The 19889-nt window shown below is 45.7% G+C and carries 14 protein-coding genes; 10 read left to right on the plus strand and 4 right to left on the minus strand.

All coding sequences use genetic code 11. From position 1 onward, the window contains the following. Positions 1-216: 216 nt before the first annotated feature. The 3 genes from LEPTO7376_RS03995 to ggpS all read right to left on the minus strand — a co-directional run bounded on the left by LEPTO7376_RS03995 (position 217) and on the right by ggpS (position 4872). Entirely contained in the window at positions 217-1257 is a 1041-nt protein-coding gene (locus tag LEPTO7376_RS03995; RefSeq protein ID WP_015132966.1) for an NAD(P)H-dependent glycerol-3-phosphate dehydrogenase, read from the minus strand. A gap of 125 nt (positions 1258-1382) precedes the next feature. Continuing rightward, positions 1383-3104: a glycerol-3-phosphate dehydrogenase gene (gene glpD / locus LEPTO7376_RS04000; protein WP_015132967.1), complete on the minus strand. Its 1722-nt coding sequence runs from the start codon at positions 3102-3104 to the stop codon at positions 1383-1385. Between the two features lie 223 nt (positions 3105-3327). Beyond that, entirely contained in the window at positions 3328-4872 is a 1545-nt protein-coding gene (ggpS, locus tag LEPTO7376_RS04005; RefSeq protein WP_015132968.1) for a glucosylglycerol-phosphate synthase, read from the minus strand. 1022 nt (positions 4873-5894) lie between these two features. Here ggpS and gghA (LEPTO7376_RS04010) point away from each other — a divergent pair. The 9 genes from gghA (LEPTO7376_RS04010) to LEPTO7376_RS04050 all read left to right on the plus strand — a co-directional run bounded on the left by gghA (LEPTO7376_RS04010) (position 5895) and on the right by LEPTO7376_RS04050 (position 18823). Further along, positions 5895-8456, plus strand: coding sequence for a glucosylglycerol hydrolase (gghA, locus tag LEPTO7376_RS04010; protein ID WP_015132969.1), 2562 nt, complete (start codon positions 5895-5897; stop codon positions 8454-8456). A 110-nt stretch (positions 8457-8566) separates the two neighbouring features. Further along, positions 8567-10927, plus strand: a complete 2361-nt coding sequence (gghA, locus tag LEPTO7376_RS04015) for a glucosylglycerol hydrolase (RefSeq protein ID WP_015132970.1) — start codon at positions 8567-8569, stop codon at positions 10925-10927. 105 nt (positions 10928-11032) lie between these two features. Then, on the plus strand, positions 11033-12541 hold the full coding sequence (gene glpK, locus LEPTO7376_RS04020) for a glycerol kinase GlpK (protein WP_015132971.1): 1509 nt from the start codon (positions 11033-11035) through the stop codon (positions 12539-12541). A 90-nt stretch (positions 12542-12631) separates the two neighbouring features. Next, complete coding sequence (stpA, locus tag LEPTO7376_RS04025) at positions 12632-13897, plus strand: glucosylglycerol 3-phosphatase (protein WP_015132972.1); 1266 nt, start codon at positions 12632-12634, stop codon at positions 13895-13897. A gap of 11 nt (positions 13898-13908) precedes the next feature. Beyond that, complete coding sequence (locus LEPTO7376_RS04030) at positions 13909-14997, plus strand: ABC transporter ATP-binding protein (RefSeq protein WP_015132973.1); 1089 nt, start codon at positions 13909-13911, stop codon at positions 14995-14997. 66 nt (positions 14998-15063) lie between these two features. Beyond that, positions 15064-16371, plus strand: a complete 1308-nt coding sequence (locus tag LEPTO7376_RS04035; protein ID WP_015132974.1) for an ABC transporter substrate-binding protein — start codon at positions 15064-15066, stop codon at positions 16369-16371. A gap of 143 nt (positions 16372-16514) precedes the next feature. Further along, the gene (locus LEPTO7376_RS04040) at positions 16515-17492 is read left to right on the plus strand and encodes a carbohydrate ABC transporter permease (RefSeq protein ID WP_015132975.1); all 978 of its coding nucleotides are present in this window, start codon (positions 16515-16517) and stop codon (positions 17490-17492) included. Then, complete coding sequence (locus LEPTO7376_RS04045) at positions 17492-18358, plus strand: carbohydrate ABC transporter permease (protein WP_015132976.1); 867 nt, start codon at positions 17492-17494, stop codon at positions 18356-18358. Before LEPTO7376_RS04040 ends, LEPTO7376_RS04045 begins: the two co-directional genes overlap by 1 nt. Before the next feature lie 87 nt (positions 18359-18445). Then, entirely contained in the window at positions 18446-18823 is a 378-nt protein-coding gene (locus LEPTO7376_RS04050; RefSeq protein WP_015132977.1) for a VOC family protein, read from the plus strand. Here LEPTO7376_RS04050 and LEPTO7376_RS04055 read toward each other — a convergent pair. Further along, positions 18820-19368 carry a pyridoxamine 5'-phosphate oxidase family protein gene (locus LEPTO7376_RS04055; protein ID WP_015132978.1) on the minus strand — a complete coding sequence of 183 codons (549 nt, stop codon included), beginning with the start codon at positions 19366-19368 and terminating at the stop codon, positions 18820-18822. The two genes, LEPTO7376_RS04050 and LEPTO7376_RS04055, sit on opposite strands and share 4 nt — an antisense overlap. A gap of 69 nt (positions 19369-19437) precedes the next feature. Between LEPTO7376_RS04055 and LEPTO7376_RS04060 the strand changes: the two genes are divergently transcribed. Continuing rightward, positions 19438-19875, plus strand: a complete 438-nt coding sequence (locus LEPTO7376_RS04060) for a thiol-disulfide oxidoreductase DCC family protein (RefSeq protein WP_015132979.1) — start codon at positions 19438-19440, stop codon at positions 19873-19875. The last annotated feature ends 14 nt before the right edge of the window (positions 19876-19889 follow it).

A 19889-nucleotide genomic window follows, 5' to 3' on the forward strand; every position in this document is an offset into this window, starting at 1 on the left:
GCGATCGCCTCCCATGGAACATCACGTTTCCCATATGGCTAGCCCAACGAAACTCTATCTAACATAGAGTCTGTCAATAATATTGCTTTTCTAACCTTAAAAAGCGCCCTAGGAATTTAATCTCTAGAGCGCTTTTTTCATGGTTATTTATCCTGTTTGCTCGACCGTAATTTAACACTCAGATTAAATTGCCATCACTAGCGTCAACGGAAGAATTTATCCTTCTTCATCTGTATGATCGAGAAGATCACAAGATTCAGCCTTTAGCTCTCGTTCCATCAAAGTCGTCACAGCTTCCATTGGTGTAATCCGACCTTTCAATACACGGAAAATTTGGCGCGAAATTGAAATCGGAATACCTTCGCGATTAGCAAGGTCAATTAAAACATAGGTTGTATTCACACCTTCCGCAGTACTGCCAAGCTCTTCAAGAATTTGCTTCAGTTCTTTTCCTTGCGCCAAACCATGGCCAACACGGTGATTGCGGCTAAGGGGACTCATACATGTTGCAAGCATATCGCCTAAACCTGCTAGACCGAGAAAAGTCTCTGGTTGGCCACCAAAATGCGTACCAATTCGAATGATTTCAGGCAGAGCACGGGTGATGAGGGCTGATTTTGCATTTGTTCCAAGATTTAGCCCTTCGCAAATACCGACGCCAATGGCAATCACGTTTTTCAAAGTACCGCCAAGCTCTGTACCGACGGGATCATTATTGGTGTAAACCCGAAAACAGTTAGAAGAAAATAATTCTTGAATGGCGATCGCCGCCGCTTCATCCTTACTAGCGACGACTGTTGCAGCGGGTAAACCAGCCTCGATTTCCTTAGAAAGGTTGGGGCCAGAGAGTACAACAATCGGGTTATTAGGGAAAGTTTCTTGCCAGATTTGCGAGGGAGTACGGGTTGTTTTGGGTTCTAAGCCTTTGGTCGCAGTCACAATGATCGTATCTTCGGAGATCGACAAGGCTTTGAGCTTTACTGCCACATCCGATACGCCCTTCATCGAAATAGCGGACACAATCACATCTGCATCGGCGATCGCCTCATCGAGTTCAAGTTCACCTCGACGCGACCAATTCCTAAGGTCATGGTCATTAATGGAAGCGAGAGTTGACAGAGCTGAGCCCCAAGCACCGGCACCCAGAACTGTAATAGTCTTGCGATTGGTATTCACCTCTTTGGGGCGTTTTTTTGGGATAGCAGGATTTGTAATGAATGTTTTCTGAGTCGTAACCGTGGGAGTAAGAATTGACATTTTTATGTAGTAACAACTTGAGTAATGTGATTTATTAAAAAAATGGGAATGGGAAGAAAAGCGGTTTGGGAAAATCGCTAGGTCATAACTAACTTCAATGGCTAAACCATGAATTCTTGAGTTTTTTAGGAATAAACTTTGGGCGGGGTCACATTCTGCACATCAAAGGTTGTGCTAGGCTCGGCTTCTATACAGAAGTCCGGCAGACAATTGCGTCGGATAAAAGCACGGTAATCAGCTACTTGGCGATCGCATTTTGCCTGGTCAAAACCGCAATGCCGTTGCAGCGTATCCACAATTACCGGTAGAGCATCGTAACCATAATTTGCCAACATCGTTAGGGTTGTTCGACGGCGGCAAATATCTTCAATGGTGAAAGCCAGTTCCGCCTCAATGGCATATACCACCTGGGCTTTAATATCTGGGAGACTCGCAACAATAGGTTCGCTAAGATCGGGAGCTTTATCCACCAATGCGAGGACATTTATGGCCTGGGCACCATAAATACGGCAGAGATGCTGCACTGAGTGACGTTCTACCTTCCCTTGATATCGCTGAATTAAGGTTTCAATCTGGGCCGAGTCTGCGGCGATCGCCCCAGGAAGAGGGCGCTTTCGGGTAGAACACTGAGGAGCTGTCCGCTTCAGCTTCTTATAAACGACATTCACCATTTCTTCGCCAACTTGACGGTAGGTCGTTAACTTACCACCAATCAAAGAGACTAGATTCTTTACTCCTTCAGGAGTGTGGTCAAATACGACATGACTTCGAGTAATGCTACTCGGGTTGCGATCGCCTACATAGGGAAGAGGTCGCACACCAGAATAGGTGAAAGTCACATCCTCGCGGGTCAGCTGAGCTGATGGTAGAACACGGTTAGTCTCTGCCAATAAATAATCAACTTCGGCATTACTCGCTTTAATCTCATCCAAACTGCCATCGTATTTGATGTCTGTCGTGCCAATGAGGTATTTACCAAGCCACGGAATAATAAAATAAGGACGATTATCACTCGCCGCTTCTACATAAAGAGCGGAACCCGGCGCACCAGGAAAAGGCTCAACAACGATATGACTGCCTTTTGTACCACCCATTTTACGCTCACGGCTCAGGGGTTTCTCCCCACCATCGCCCTTACCGAGGCGGCAAATCTCATCTACCCAAGGGCCCGATGTATTTACAATCACACTCGCACTCGCATCAATCGTAAATGTCTCATCGGACAATTGATCTTTGCAGGTAATGGACGTAATCTCTGACGAGCGATCGCCCATTTGCAGTTCTGTTACTGCTGCATAATTGAGCATTGTTGCCCCAGCAGTTTGAGCATCGAGAACATTCTCTAAACACAACCGCTCAGCATACTCAGCCTGTCCGTCATAATATTGCGCAGCACCAACGATATCCTGCGATCGCACTGTCCGAAATAATTGACTAAACTTTTTTGCACCAAGCATTCGGTGAGCAGGAACAGTCTTATCCAAACTCAGCAGATCGTAGAGAATCATTCCGGCTTGCACTAACCAATATCCCCGTGCTGCTCCTTTATACAAAGGAATTGTCATTTGCAAAGGGTGAACCAGATGGGGAGCAGTGCGTAGTAAAACTTCCCGTTCTTGAAGCGATTCTCGCACTAGCGGAAATTCCAGATATTCAAGATAGCGTAAACCGCCGTGGATTAAGCGGGTGGAGCAACAGGTCGAACCTCTAGCAAAGTCTCCTTTTTCGAGCAAAATAGTCTTCAGACCACGCAGCGCCGCATCGCGTGCAATACCAACACCGTTAATGCCACCGCCAATAATAATTAGGTCATAGTTTGTACTTTGTATCGTTTTAAAATCTCGCATGAATTCCAGAATTTGATTTCAGCAGTGGGAGCATCTTGTCTACATGCCTACCCTCTATAGTCGTATCTAAAAAAGCGCTTGATTGTTGACTTCGTATTTAAAAGTTGGAAAGAAAAATGTAGGGCAAGAGGGAATAAAATCGAGACGCGCAAGAAATTGGCGATCGCCTCAGATTATTAAACTCACAATAAAGATGAATTGAACCGAAATTATCCCTACAGTCCTAGGACAACGCCAAATCTTCCTCTAGTCTGGCGGCAGCCTTTGTCGCCTCCTTATCCTTCTGCGCCAACATCGCTGCGACCTTAGCCTCACGGAACATATGATTCGCCCACTGCTGCACGTCATACTGTTGGATTGTCTTAGACATCGCCGCCATACGATGCTGTTGCTCTTCAAGAGTCATATCCAGCGCTGTATCAATAGACTCATCCATACGCTTGGTCGCATAGGGATTGGTCAAAATCGCATCAGGCAACTGCACCGCAGACCCTGCAAATTCCGAGAGAATAAGCGAGCCATTATCAGTCCCATGGGCAATGACATATTCTTTTGCCACAAGATTTAGGCCATCTCGCAGTGGCGTGATCCAAGCAATATCAGCAACAGCAAAAAGCGCCAGTAGCTCTTCATAAGTTAAAGCACCAGTAAACAGACGAATAGGTGACCAATTGAGCTTGGCAAACCGACCGTTAATCCGGCCAACCAACCGTTCAATTTCACTCTGAGCATTCTTGTAAACCCGCATTCCAGAAGCTGCCTTAGCTGCAGCCACCACCAAATTCACCTTGGTTTGCAACTCAGGACGGCGCTCTAACAAACGTTCATAACAGAGCAACATTTCTTTCGTACCTTTCACATAGTCGACTCGACCAGCCGAAAGAATTAATTTATTACCACCCAGTTCCTCACGAATTTCAGCAATTCGGTTTTGTACATGATCTTGCTCAACTTGCTTACGAATTTGAGCAGGATTAGTACCAACCGGAAACGCATCCAACTTTGTTAACTGATTGTTATAACGAATCTGCGTCGTCATTGTTGGCTCCGCCAAAGCTGTACCAGATAAGGTAAAGGAGTTGGCGTCAACAGGCTGCTCCTCAACAATCTCCACAGGACAGAGACTCTTCGCCACGGCCACAAAGTTTTGTACATAGCGAGGCAAGTGGAAACCACAGAGGTCACAACAAAGAAGACTCTCAACGATCGCCTCACGCCAAGGCAATATATTGAAAATATCAACGCTAGGGAAAGGCGTGTGATGGAAAAATGCAATCTTCGCATTAGGCTTGCGCTGACGAATGAAATAAGGCGTCAACCACAGATTGTAATCATGCACCCAAAATAATGCATCATCATCCGCATTCTCACAGGCCGCCTCTGCAAACATTTCATTAATTTGCTTGAAATTTTCCCAATCTGAGGACTCATAGGCAAATTGCCAAGGGAAAGAGTGCAAAATTGGCCAAAATGCTTCCTTAGATGTTACGTGATAAAAATTCTTAACCTGATCTGCGGAGAGAGGGATGCGATGAACAACCGAGTTTTCCCGTCCGGGGAAGACCATCTTGGATTGAAATGAATCCTTCTGTTTTGCGGAGATTTGCTTCCATGCAACCCATGTACTCTGTTCAGCACCAGAAAAGAAACTCTTCAGGGTAGGCATGATGCCATTAGGGCTTTTTTTATCGCGATAAACTGTTTTACCGTTTTCACGCACCTCGTCATAAGGTTCACGGTGGTAGAGAATTACAAGAGAAGATGTCATTTAGAGTTAAACCTCCAAGGTCTATATTGCACACATCACTCAACCTCGGGGATTCGATGCGCGTCATACAGACACAAATCGAGTCACAGCGACAAGGGAGCAAATGCTCTGAGCACAACAAAAAAACTGTCATTCAGTTACAGGGAAGCTCTGCAAATCCACTGATACTCAACGAACAGAAATTACTGGGATAGGTCTAACAGATGCGATCACAACCATAGACAACTACAGAATTCCTGCCAACTCTATGAAGTTGACAACATCAATGGGTGCAATGGCTAAAGAACTGACGATATTTCACTAAACTTCTATGTCGAAAGCGAACTGATGATGAACACTGCGACTAAGATGATAGAAGAACTCATTGAAAACTCACATCAAAACACAAGAAGTAGGATGAAATGAAACACTATTCTTTGCAAAAATAGTATCGGGAGCAAACAATACTAAGAATCTGAGATTTATACTCATTTTTTATTAAAAAGACAATTTAAACATCAGTGAAATAACGTTTTTTTGTTTTGTCATGCAATAACCCTAACACATTTTTTTGATTGTGTAAAACACAATCAATGGCTTCAAAAAGCTCAAAACTAGGGTCGCAATTTCACTTTTGGATATTTTTTTAAACTTGTTTTATAACTGCGCTCAAAAGCTTAATTTATTATTAAAAATATTTTCAAGAGTGATTCTCACAAGCTAATAAAAAGCATATAAGCATTACCAAGAAAAGATTACAGGCTTGCGAAAAGTTTAAATCGCATCACCTTTTTTTCTTTTTTTGGGAGAAAATGTATTGCAAAGAAAACTACTTTTCGGATTATTTCGAAGCTCAATGTTTATGAATTCACTATGTTAGAATCGCTCGAAATAGTTCAACTTAAAAGTAGTATTTTTTACCATTCCTACTATTGGCCTACGTCTATCGATAGATGTTCGACAACTTTCACCTGCGTAGTGGGTTGGAGCGGAAATATTACTGGGTGTTGAATCGTTCTTGTTGATTTTGCCGAAGAGAATTTATGCCAGCTCGTATGAAACTAGAGGAAACTGAAACTCAAGCGTTATTGGAATGGACCGCGGCGATCGCCGACTCAGAGGAAAGCTATTTTCAACAGGATCAGCGGCTAGCAATGCGCTTAGGAGCTCATTATCGCCAAGATGGTTTGACGGAAGTGGGATTCTGGACACCCGAAATTGCGGGGGAAGTGATCCAAACTAACCGTGATGTCTTTCTTGAAGTGTTTACACCACTGGAGCCGATTGATTTTCAGGCATCGGAACAGAAGGTTAAGTTCCGTCGAGATTGTGTCGAGTTACCACAGCAGGGAGAATTTTTCTGGGGCGTTATATCTGGGATGCAGGCTGGCACAAGAACTCAGATGGGTTCGCTCTATTGGTTAAGGTATTACAATCACCTTCAAGATCAAGTCTCAACCATTGTCGACCCCCTCGCTTATTCCATGCCCTATGGTGTGTTTGCGCCAGCAGAACTCTACGACATGGAGAAGGTGCAACGGGAAAGATCAGATTTAGGGTATTTTCGAGACCACTCACAAGTTATTGACACCAAAGTGCCAGCATTTGAGCGGCCCATCCTTGAGAAACCAGATGAAGAGTTGCCTCGTGTACCATCTCCTCTGAATATCTTGCAATTGCATATTAAGACGGCATCGCCAGAAGGAACATTTGCTGGATTAACAAGAGTGTATCAGCGCATTTCCGATAAGTTAGCGGCGGGAGAAGAGTTGACACCTGCAGAGCAGAATTATGTCAATTACGATGCAGTGCAACTGTTGCCCATTGAACCAACCATTGAATATCGCCTTGAGGGGGATAATCATCACCACCAATTTTTTGCGATCGAATCTAATGAGGTCATTGAAGCTGGTCAGTTAGAGTCGGGTTTAGAAGTCGACATTACGTTACGAAAGGCCAAAACCCAGAACTGGGGCTACGATGTTCCCATTACTGGCTCCGCAGCGATCAATCCCACGATTATGGAGTCGTTGCGACCGGATGAACTGATTGATTTTATTGCAACACTCCACAATTTTTCGGGTGGGCCGATGCAAGTTATCTATGACCTTGTGTATGGTCATGCGGATAATCAAGCACTCGAACTGATTAGTAAGCAATATTTGAAAGGCCCGAATATGTATGGGCAAGACCTCAATCATCAGTTTCCTCAGGTGCGAGCGATCTTATTAGAGTTACAGCGGCGCCGGATTAATAGCGGTGCCGACGGCATTCGCATTGATGGGGGTCAGGATTTTCGTTTCTTTAATCCTCTATCCGGACGAGTCGAACAGGATGATGCTTATCTGCTAGGGATGAGTGATGTGATCCAAGAAATCGGCGATCGCCAGCGGTTACTGTTCACGATTTTTGAAGATGGGCGACCATGGCCGGATGAAGGCTGGGAGATGTCTTCGACCTACCGTGATTTGATTGAGCTGCGTCCCGAATCTTATCAGTGGGGGCCACTGATTTTTGCTCACAATACCCCGACTCTAAAAGGGTTTTGGGATTATAAATGGAATCGTATTACCGAGGTGATGTTTAAAGGTGATCGTTGGATTACGGGCTGTGCAAACCATGACACTGTGCGCCGAGGCAACCAAATTGATATCGAGACGAGTGACATTAACTGGTTCCTTGGTGAGACTCACGCAGAAGTCATTCGCAATGCCTATGACAATCCAGCAACGACCATGTGGGTTCATTGCTTTATGCCTGGCTTGCCGATGGACTTTATTAATGCTCTGGTGCGGGCACCTTGGGGATTTTTCCGCAATACCGATGAGCTATACGGCGTAAAGGTTGCAGCAGAGGAAGTAGGATTTCTCGATTGGCAAATCACGCCAGCACTCTATGCAGAGCCTTGGTCATTTAAACAGCTTAAAGAGTTGGGATTTAATGAGCTGGATGACCTAAAACGCTTTATGAAAGCACTCAATGAAGCCTTAGTGATTACCGACTATGACCTGAGTAAAACGGCGGAGATTTGCCAACAATGTATCGGGGAAGAAGACGGAGCTTGCCCAGTGGAGCCACTAGAAGAGATTGGCGATACAGAGCATCAAAAATTCCTGGATCATCTTACTGTGCCAAAGCTCAAAACGATTGCGTTGGCGTTTATGGAGGATGGTCACGAAACTTGTCGTGTCTCTCATTACGAAGACCAAGTTGATTCTCAGCAGAGCAGTTTTAATCTACTACTGCGGCAATATCGTCGAGACCATCCTTGGTTACGAGACAATCTACAGGAGCGCGATCGCTTTAACCGTATTAGTGCATTTGGCATCACGGTCTTTTATGGCTTACGAACAGAATTTGTGGAGCCCGAATCAGACAAAATTCCAGAACAAATTGCCATGGTGGTACATATGGGAGGCGAACCCACAACAGTTACCCTCGCAGATTGGCTACAACTGGATCTCAGTCAATGGCGCGTGGCGATCACCACTCCAGGTTTAGAAATTGAGAGTACGGCAGAAGCTTTACGAGTATTTGAATTAAAAGATAGTCAGGGTTTGATACTCGAAGCAATCCCCCCCGCGGGTGACGAAAAAACAACGTAGCGAGAGATATCTTGAAGAATGGGGCGATTCGTAGAAATGCTGTTTAGCGTTGGCGATCGCCCCTAGTTTCTGATAGAGCCTCCTCTATTGTCGTTTCCCCCAATGATCGTGTGACTACTGCATCTCAAATTCAACTAATCGAAGATCAGACCCAAGGCCTTTTAGCTTGGGCTAAGACCATTGAGAGCAATAACAATGAGTCATTTTCTGCTGCGCAACAACTTGTCCGTAAATTAGGAGCACATTATCGCACTGATGGGCTGACAGAGTTTGGCTTTTGGGTACCGGAAGCGCAAGAGAAAAACTTTTATCTAGAAGTATTTACGCCGCTCAATCCCATCGATTTTCGATCATCTAATCAAGACATTTCTTGTCGCCGCGATCGCCTTCTTCTGCCACGTCAAGGGGAATTTGTGTGGGGTGTTGTGGCTGGGCTAAAAGCAGGCGATCGCCAAACTGCTGGCTCATTTTATTGGCTCCGGCCAGACAATTCGGAACAGCCTGAAACTATTGTGCGGGATATTTTGGCATACTCATTACCCTATGGGATTTTCGCGCCAGCAGAACTCTACGACATGGAACAATTGCAGGGTGATCGCCGTGATCTTGAGTATTTTCAGCAACATCCCACAGTCAAGCCACCTACTCACATTTTGCAGATTCATGTCGGCACAGCATCCAAAGAAGGAACATTTGAAGGCTTAACCCGCATTTACCAAAATCTGTCTCAGAAATTAGCGCAGAAACAAACCCTCACCCCTGCGGAAAAAAATTATGTGGGTTTTGATGCGATCGAGTTATTGCCCATTGAACCCACCATCGAATACTTACCGGACAGCGATGTTACCAATCAGCGCTTTTGGCAGATAACTGAAGCATCAGATCAATCCGTGCAAATTAAATTGCAAAAACCTGATGTCAAAAATTGGGGTTACGATGACCCAATTCTCGGAGCGGCAGCGGTTAGTCCTTCCCATTTGAGTAGTTTACGCCCAGCAGAAATTGTGGATTTTATTGCCACTCTCCACAATTTTTCCCAGGGGCCAATCCAAATTATTTTTGACCTTGTTTATGGTCATATCCACAATCAAGGGCAGCTACTGATTCCGCCGCTATTTTTTCGTGGCGACAATATGTATGGTCAGGATACAAACCAACAGCATCCAATGGTACGGGCAATTTTACTGGAGTTGGAACGACGCAAACTCAATCTCGGCGCAGATGGTATTCGTGTGGATGGCGGACAAGATTTTCAGATCGACGATGAATCTGGCAATCTCGACTACGACACAGATTTTCTCCTAGCAATGGGAAGAGTGGAACAGACCATTGGCAATACCAACCGTAAAATTTTGGCGATTTATGAAGATGGACGACCATGGCCAGAGGAAGGCTGGGAAGAGAATGCGACTTATCGTCATTTAATCGAGCAACAATCTGATTGTTTCCAGTGGGGGCCACTCATTTTTGAGCACAATACGCCAACGTTACAGGGCTTTTGGGTACAAAAATGGGAGGATGTTTCCCGGACAATGTGGGAGGGCGATCGCTGGATCGCTGGCTATGCGAACCATGACACCGTGCGCAAAGGCAATCAAATCGATACGAGGGCAACCCGCATTAATGAGTTTTTGGGGGAAACACTGCCAGAGATTTTACGCAATGGTTACGATAATCCCGCGACGCAACTATGGATGCATGGTTTTAGCCCGGGAATACCAATGGATTTCCTCAATGCTTTGATGCATGTGCCCTGGGGATTTTTCCGCAATACAGATGATCTTTATGGCGTGAAAGTCGCAGCGGAAGAAATTGGTTTTCTATATTGGCAAGTGACGCCGGAACTCTATGAAAAGCCATGGGCATTCCGTCATTTAAAAGAGTTTGGTTTTAGTACGCTCAAACAAGCTCGCCGTCTCCTAAAAACAATAGAAAAGGCGATCGCCACATTAGATTATGACCTCGAAAAAATTGCAGAATTTTGTCGGGCAGAACTGTCTCTGAATTATCCGCGCCTGAGCGATCTCGATGTTCCCCAACTGAAACTGATTGCCTCAGCATTTGTGGAAGATGGTCACGAAATCTCACGGGTGCACCATTTTGTCGATAGCGTGCCAGGCGATCGCTGCAACTTTAACTTTCAAGTGCGGCAATATCGCAAAGCTCATCCTTGGTTACGGGAAAATCTTTACTTTGGGCAGGGCGATCATTTTCACCATATGTCCGACGATAAACGAACAGTCTTCTACGGCATTCGGACCAATCCCGAGACACAACAGCAAGTCGCCATCGCTGTACACATGGCTGGTGCACCGATGACAGTGACCCTTGGGTCATGGCTCTGTCTCGATTTATCGCAATGGCATCTGGCGATCGCCACTCCGGCTCTAACGATCACGAAAACGACTGACTTAGAGGGACTCCAGCTCCGCAATGGTGAAGGCTTTATCATCACAACAGAGCCACCTTAGCAACGGGCGATCGCGTCAAACTATCAATAATTTTTTTAAAATACCTAACTTTTTTTATAAATCCCCTTTATCACAACCTTTAGTAACCATTCATTTGGGAGACAAATGACAAACTCAAAATATGTGATGGCCTTGGATCTCGGTACCACTGGTAACCGTGCCTTAATTTTTAATGGAGCAGGCGAAATTGTTGCCCAAACCTACAAAGAATTGCCTCAGCATTACCCTCAGCCAGGTTGGGTAGAACACGACGCAATGGACATTTGGAATGACACCCAAAGCGTTATGCAGCAGGCAATTAAAGACAATAATATTGACCCAGCTGAAATTGCAGCGATTGGTTTAACAGTCCAGCGTGAAACTTGTTTACTTTGGGATAAAACCACAGGCAAACCGCTCCATAATGCTATCGTTTGGCAGGATCGTCGTACCGCAGATTTTTGTCAGAAACTCAGTGCAGCAGGTAAAGCCAGCGAGATTTATGACAAGACAGGCTTAGTGCTGGATGCCTATTTTTCTGCAACAAAACTAAATTGGTTATTGGATTGGGCGAAGGAAAATAGCGACGTTAATCCTGAAAATATTCTTGCCGGAACTGTAGACACTTGGGCACTTTGGAATCTCACAGGCGGTAAAGTCCACGCGACGGATCACAGTAACGCCAGTCGGACAATGCTCCTCAATATCCAAACTCAAAATTGGGATCCAGAATTGCTGGATATGTTTGGCATCCCGGCACACATCATGCCCAAGGCGCAATCGAGTTTGGGTGTTTTTGGCTATACAGCTCCAGCATTAGTCGGTGCAGAAATTCCCATTACCGCTATCTTCGGTGATCAACAAGCAGCGCTTTATGCCCACGGTTGCGATCGCCCCGGTTTGTTGAAATGTACCTATGGCACGGGTGCGTTCCTCGTTGCTCACACTGGCGATCAAATCCCGCGATCGCAGCACAAACTTTTAAGCACCATTGCTTGTACTCAGCCTAATGCCGATAAAAGTGCGACCAATGTGGGCTATGCCTTAGAAGGCAGTATGTTTACGGCGGGTGCTTGTATCCAATGGCTACGGGATGGCCTCGAAATTATTAAATCTGCCAGTGAAACAGAAGGCCTCGCTTTATCTGTTTCCGATAATGGCGGCGCGTATTTTGTCCCGGCCCTGAGCGGTTTAGGCGCCCCCCACTGGGACATGGCAGCTCGCGGCGCTTTCCTTGGCATTACGCGCGGTGTCGAAAAAGCTCACATGGTAAGGGCTGTCCTTGAGGCGATCGCCTACCAAGCAAAAGAAGTAGTTGATGCCATTAACGAAGATTCTGGGACACCAATCACCACCTTAAAAGTTGACGGCGGCGCTTGTAATAACGATTTTCTGATGCAATTTCAAGCTGATGTGTTGGGTATTCCCGTCGAACGTCCCGCCGTACTCGATGCCACAGCCCAAGGTGCTGCATTTGCCGCTGGTCTAGCGGTTGGATTTTGGGAGAGCTACGAAAAACTGGTGGGCGATCGCCAGATCGATAAAGTCTTTACTCCCGGTGAAGGAGCTGAAGCTGCTCAGGCCAATTTTGCCACTTGGCAGAAAGCTGTCGAACGCGCCAAAGATTGGGTTTGATTTTTTCAACTCTTTGGTCTAAAAATCCCTCTTTATAAAGGGGGATTTAGAGAGATCAGACCATCAAAACTATTGAATTAACAGAGGTTTATGACTTTTTCTCCGCTCCATGAGCAATCTTATTCGCTAGACCATGAAGCGTTTATCAAAACCCTTGCAACAACAGAAAATCTCCTCATTATCCAAGATTTAGACGGGGTCTGTATGGACTTGGTCAAAGATCCGCTGACCCGAAAAATTAGTCCCGATTATATTCGTGCAACTCAGCAATTTGACGATCATTTCTTTGTGCTGACTAATGGTGAACATGAAGGGCGAAGAGGTGTGAATCGCATTGTCGAAAAAGCGTTTGTTGATGACAGTACAGTCTCCTATTTACCAGGATTAGCAGCGGGTGGTGTGCAGTGGCAAACTCGCACAGGTAATATTTCTCATCCCGGCGTCAGCGATGCAGAACTCGTCTTTTTGGCGAAAGTCCCCATGCTAATCACGCAGCGTCTCGAAGAATTTTTCGTTGAATACAGCGATTATTTTCCTGAAGCCAAATGCAAAGCGCTCGTTCAAGCCGCAGTGCTAGATAACATCGTTTCTCCCACTGCGAACCTCAATGTTTTAGCAGAACATCTTCAAGATAATCTAGATATTTATCTCGCCCTACAACAGGCGATCGCCGCGTTAACGGATGAGCTATTAGAGAAAGCCACAGAACAAGGGTTAGAGGATAGCTTTTTTGTCCATTACGCGCCGAACCTCGGACGAGATGAACAGGGTAAAGAGATTGTGCGATTTGCGGCAGAGCATGATTCAGGGACAACGGATTTTCAGTTCATGTTGCGCGGCGCAGTAAAAGAGGCAGGTGTCCCTGTTTTGCTGAATCATTACTACCACCAACGGACTGGCACTTATCCTCTCGGTGCCAACTTTAATGCCCGCCAAGCTCCCCAGGAAAATAGCGCGTTACTGCAACTCATTAAGGACAATTTTGATCCGGCTCTGATGCCTTTAATGATTGGCGTGGGTGATACGGTCACCAGTCAAGTGGAAGGGGATATCGTCAGACGTGGGGGAAGCGATCGCCTCTTTTTAGAACTTATTCAAGCGATTGGTGCCTGGGCGAATAGCGGCAATCTTGTCACTTATATCGATAGCTCTCAAGGCGAACTCAAAAATCGAACACCGCTGCAACTGGAGACCGTAGATGGTCAAACAAAAGTTATCGCTGGTGTGACCGATCCAGAAGATCCTTTAAGGATTAATATGGCGTTCCCCGGAGGCTTTAAACAATATACAGCGGCCTTCCAGCAAGCAGCCCAGGGTCGATTCAACCAGATATCTTTAGCAACTTCTAATCCGTAGAGACTTCCGATATGGCAAGCGTAACGTTTGAACAAGTCACAAAAAAATTTGATGATTATGTGGCGGTCAATAATCTCAATCTGGAAATTGCTGATGGGGAATTTCTTGTTTTTGTGGGGCCTTCTGGCTGCGGTAAAACCACGTCACTGCGACTACTGGCTGGTCTAGAAACGGTTAGTTCTGGCAACATCTGGATCGGCGATCGCCCGGTCAACAATCTATCGCCAAAGGATCGGGATATTGCGATGGTGTTTCAATCCTATGCTCTGTACCCCCACATGAGCGTCTTCGAAAATATGGCGTTTAGCTTGCAATTACAGGGAACCTCGAAGGCCGATATCAAGAAACGAGTCATCAGTGCAGCAGCGCAACTGGGTATCGAGCAATTGTTGCACCGTAAACCAAAAGAATTATCCGGCGGACAACGGCAACGGGTAGCAGTGGGACGGGCGATCGTTCGTCAACCGGCAGTGTTTTTGATGGATGAGCCTCTATCGAACCTTGATGCGAAATTACGGGTACAGGCGCGCAAAGAGATTAGTAAGTTGCAGCACGACCTCAACACAACTTTTATTTACGTCACCCACGACCAAGTGGAAGCAATGACGATGGGCGATCGCATTGCGGTGATGAAAGATGGCATTTTGCAGCAGGTGGATACCCCCGCCAATCTCTATAACAATCCCGCTAATAAATTTGTGGCGAGTTTCATCGGTAGCCCAGCCATGAACTTTTTTGAGATTGAGCAGACCACCGAAGCCGGCAATCCTGTCCTCAAAATTGGTGAGCAAACGCTTCCCATTCCCGACTCTATCAATTTTGGCGATCGCCCTGTTACCCTCGGCATTCGTCCAGAAAATATTTATCACCCCCAATATTTACCGCCAGACATCCATAGCATCAAAATCTCAGCCATAGTTAATCTCATCGAGATGATGGGTAACGAGTTGATTATCTATTTAGAAACCCCTGACAATATCGAATTTGTCGCGCGCATTGATCCCCGCGCGGAAGTGAAAGAAGGCGAAGAATTATTTTTATTGTTCGATATGGAGCGGCTCTACTTCTTTGATCGCGAGATGGAAACAGTACTGAACTAAGCATTTACGCTTATCGTGTTAGACAAATACCCTTTTAAAATCTCGTTTAAATTTTTAAATCCGATAATGAACACCCTATTTTCAAACCTCAATTCCCAAGCTAAATATTTAACACCTATGCTGGCAGGATCAATATTGCTCGCCAGTTGCCAACCCAGCGAACAAGCAAATGGTGGCAGTGGTGATAGTGACAAACCCCAAGTCACAATTCTTGGCGTCTTAATCGGTGAACAACAGGAAAAGCTTGAAGCAGCCCTTGCTCCCTTTACCGAAGAAACAGGCATTGAAGTGGTTTACGAAGGCACTGATTCCTTTGCAACAACTCTCCCTATTCGCGTAGATTCGGGCAATGCACCAGATCTAGCCATGTTTCCCCAACCGGGTTTAATGGCAGATTTTGCTCGTGAGGGTGCGATGGTTCCCCTAACAGAATTTATGACCAACGAAGATTTGGGCACAGCCTATGATCAAGCATGGATAGATCTTGGCACTGTCGATGGCGATGTTTATGGCGCTTGGTATCGCGCTTCTGTAAAAAGTTTGGTGTGGTACAACCCAGAGCAGTTTGAGGCCAATGGTTATGAAGTGCCAGAAAGTTGGGAAGAAATGCTGGCGTTGAGCGATCGCCTCGTTGAGGAAGGCAAAACCCCTTGGTGTCTCGGCATGGAAAGTGGTGATGCCACAGGTTGGGTTGGCACAGATTGGGTGGAAGAGATTATGCTCCGCACTGCTGCTCCAGAAACCTATGACCAATGGATTAATCACGAAATTCCATTTAATGATCCAGCGGTCAAAAATGCGGTTGAGACTTTTGGTGAGATTGTCCGCAATGAAGACTATATTTACGGCGGAATAGTCGGGGCTTTAAGTACGCCTTTTGGAGATTCAATTCAAGGATTATTTGGTGAAGAACCGAATTGCTATCTTCATAAGCAAGCGAATTTTATTGCTTCATTTTTACCAGAAGAAATCGACACTTCTAGTGAAGTTGGTATTTTCCCATTGCCTGGTATCGACTCTGAATATGGCTTGCCCATCTTGGTGGCAGGCGACGTTTTTGGGATGTTTAACGATACGCCTGAGGCACGCCAGTTGATGGAATACATCACGACAAAAGTGCCCCATGAAGTTGCAGCAGGATTGGGTGGTTATATTTCCCCTCGCAAGGATGTGGACTTCACGCTTTATCCCGACGATTTGACGCGGGTACAGGCGGAGATTTTGGAAAATGCTGATGTGATTCGGTTTGATGGATCGGACATGATGCCCGGTGCAGTGGGTACTGGCACATTCTGGTCTGGCATGGTGGATTATGTCGGCGGCACGGATGCGGAAACTGTGCTCGATAATATCGAGGCGAGCTGGCCTGAGTAAATAGATTTTCCGTAGGGGCTTAACTTGAAAATTAAGATCCCCCCTAGCCCCCCTTAATAAGGGGGGAAGGCGCTAGCCGGGGGGATCGAAAGTTATCGAACTCTTGATTGAGTCATCTGTAGAGGCAAAATTGTGGGGAAGTAATGGAAATTTTGTATCGAATTGGGTCAGTCTTGTTGGCGATCGCCCTGGGATGCGGAGGCGTAATTGGCTTATTCTATGGCGCAAATTTAGCGATTAACGCCTTGCCGAAACCGTGGAACCGCCATCTGTTGCCCTGGGTGTATATTTCTCCGGCCTTGGCTCTGTTATCTGGCTATTTGATTTTGCCCACGCTTCAAACCATTTACCTAAGTTTTTATGACGGGCGATCACAGAATTTCGTTGGTCTAAAAAACTATATTTTTGCCTTTACCGATAAGGCTATGTTGGTGGCCTTTAAAAATAATTTGCTGTGGCTGGTGCTGGTAACCGGAGTCAGCGTCAGTTTGGGCTTAGTCATTGCGGTGCTCGTCGATAAGGTGAAATACGAAGCGATCGCCAAATCCCTCATTTTTCTACCGATGGCAATTTCCTTTGTGGGAGCCAGTGTTATCTGGAAATTTATCTATGCCTATAAACCAGCGGGCGATGACCAAATCGGTTTGCTTAATGCCGTAGTGGTGAGTTTAGGGTTTGAGCCTGTCGGATGGCTGGTGGAAAAATCGGTCAATAATTTTGCCCTAATCGCAATCATGATTTGGCTCTATACCGGCTTTTGTATGGTGATTCTCTCGGCGGCGGTGAAAGGCATTCCCGAAGATGTAATCGAAGCCGCCAAGATTGACGGGGCAAATAGTTGGCAAATTTTCTTTCGCATTACCATTCCGATGATTCGCTCAACAATTTTGGTGGTGAGTACGACGGTGGTGATTTTGGTGCTAAAAGTTTTCGATATTGTCTTCGTGATGACAGGCGGTAACCAAGGTACAGAAGTGATTGCCAGTCGCATGATCAAAGAAATGTTCAACTTCCGCAATTTTGGACGAGGGTCGGCGATCGCCGTAATTTTGTTGATTTTGATTATCCCCGTGATGGTAGGCAATATTCGTCGATTTCGAACACAGGAGCGTTTACGGTAATGCCAGCAGTTAAACAAAAACAAGCCTTTTGGCAGAAAACGCCTATCCATATCGCGATTGTGGCGATCGCCTTTTTATGGACATTGCCGAGTGTAGGCTTATTAATTAGCTCCCTCAGAAAACGGGACGATATGCTTGATACTGGCTGGTGGACTGTCTTCCAACATCCCTTTGAGCTGACGCAATATCATCTCGGCAATTACGTCGACGTGGTTAATGCCCAGGGTATGGGTCAGTCTTTTCTGAATAGCTTGACCATTTCTATTCCTGCCACAATTATTCCCATTGCGATCGCCTGTTTTGCGGCCTATGCCTTTGCTTGGATGAAATTTCCGGGACGACAAGCACTTTTTATTCTGGTGGTCTGTCTTTTGGTAGTCCCCCTACAAACGACATTAATTCCTGTGCTACGCGTATATCGAGATTTGGGATTATCCAATAGTTTTCTGGGGATTTGGCTAGCTCATACAGGTTATGGTTTACCTCTCGGCATTTATCTGTTGCGGAACTATATCGGTGCTTTACCGCGTGATTTAATCGAAGCGGCTCAAGTGGATGGCGCATCTCACCTCAAGATTTTCACGAAATTGATTGTGCCACTCTCAATGCCGGCGATCGCCTCCTTTGCCGTCTTTCAATTTCTCTGGGTCTGGAATGATTTGCTCATTGCCTTGGTTTATCTCGGAGGAACGCCCGATGTTGCACCCGTAACAATTCAGCTCACAAATCTCGTCGGTTCCCGTGGTCAAGATTGGCATCTGCTCACCGCTGGCGCTTTTATCTCCATGACAGTTCCATTGATGGTCTTTTTCGGGTTACAACGCTATTTTGTCCGTGGCATTCTCGCTGGCTCTGTGAAGTCATAATTTGCACTCGATAATTCACCACTTTATAAATCGACGCTATTGTTAGTACATTAAAACTACTTTTTTTGAGTGATTGGAGCAAAAGCTATGCCTAACCACGGAAAACTCGATTACGTCGAATTCGCGACCCAAGACATCAAATCAACCCAACAGTTTTTCGAGCGTGCTTTCGCTTGGTCTTTTAATGCTTTTGGCGATGACTATATTGCTTTTACCAAAGAAGGTCTTGATGGTGGATTTTTCTCCGCTGAATCAGTTTCTACGAGCGATCATGGTTCACCATTACTCGTCTTCTATAGTGAAAATTTAGAGGCGACCCAAACAAAAGTTGTTGACGCTGGTGGCAAAATCATCCGTGAAATTTTTGCATTTCCGGGTGGTCGTCGATTCCATTTTTCTGAACCCGGTGGCAACGAATTGGCCGTTTGGTCTGATGTCGATGCCGGGGATAAGAAAATCGATTAACACGAAAATATTGCCTGAAGTTCTTCGAGATTAAGTCGAGTTTTGGTATCGACCAATTGTTCTTCAACAGTGAGGCGATCGCCCGTTACCCAGACTTTATCAGGCGTGAATTTATACATACGACGGCAGGAGTCGTCTAAATAATCTTTTGCGAGACGAGGATTAGGGCGTTTGGCGCGTTGGTCAAATAATTTCAGAACAGCTTGTAATTCTGATTCATCGGTGAATTCTGTCGCAACGCCTGAGAAATAAACGGCTTTCACTTTTGCAGCATCAAACAGCGTAATCATTGCGCACCCTTGATTTTCAACCAAATTTTGGGAATGTTGGGCGGCGATCGCCGAAGACCAGTACAGATTTAACTCCTGATCGAATACATAAAATAATGGCGTTGACCAAGGCATTCCATCAGTAGACGAAGTCGCAAGAGTGCAATAAATTTGTTCGGTAATTAGGGAAGAAGCAAGGGCGATCGCCTCAGGATTTTCCGACTCAACGGTATTTACCCAGCCATTGGCAGCCATAGCGATTTGCGATTCTGACATAAACTTCACCCTAAACAATTTTGTTACGATGCAAACTAATCTTTACTGTAGCGAGTTTGCCAAAGATCAATGCCCACTTATCCTGCCTCAGCCAACGCTATTGTTGATGTCAAAATCGATAAGCCTATTATCTTTTTCGACGGGGAATGCAATCTCTGCAATGGTTTTGTGGATTTCATCCTAAACATTGATCCAACCCAAAAGTTTTATCTCGCACCGTTACAGGGTTCCACCGCTAAGCAATATTTACCGCCTCTCCCCAACAAACAAGAAGACTGGGCGATCGCCTATTTTGATGGCCAGAAAACCTATCATGCCTCCGAAGCTTGCCTCGAAATTTGCAAAGAACTAGGTGGCATCTGGTCAATTTTTGCTCTTACCCAACCTTTGCCCATCAGCTTTCGGGATTTTGTTTACAGCATCATCGCCACCAATCGCTATAACTGGTTTGGCCAAACCGCCTGTCGCACCATGACCTTTGATGGGCGATCGCCATTCCTTCCCTAGACCTTAATCTCCCT

Source organism: [Leptolyngbya] sp. PCC 7376 (assembly GCF_000316605.1).
Lineage (GTDB): Bacteria > Cyanobacteriota > Cyanobacteriia > Cyanobacteriales > MRBY01 > MRBY01.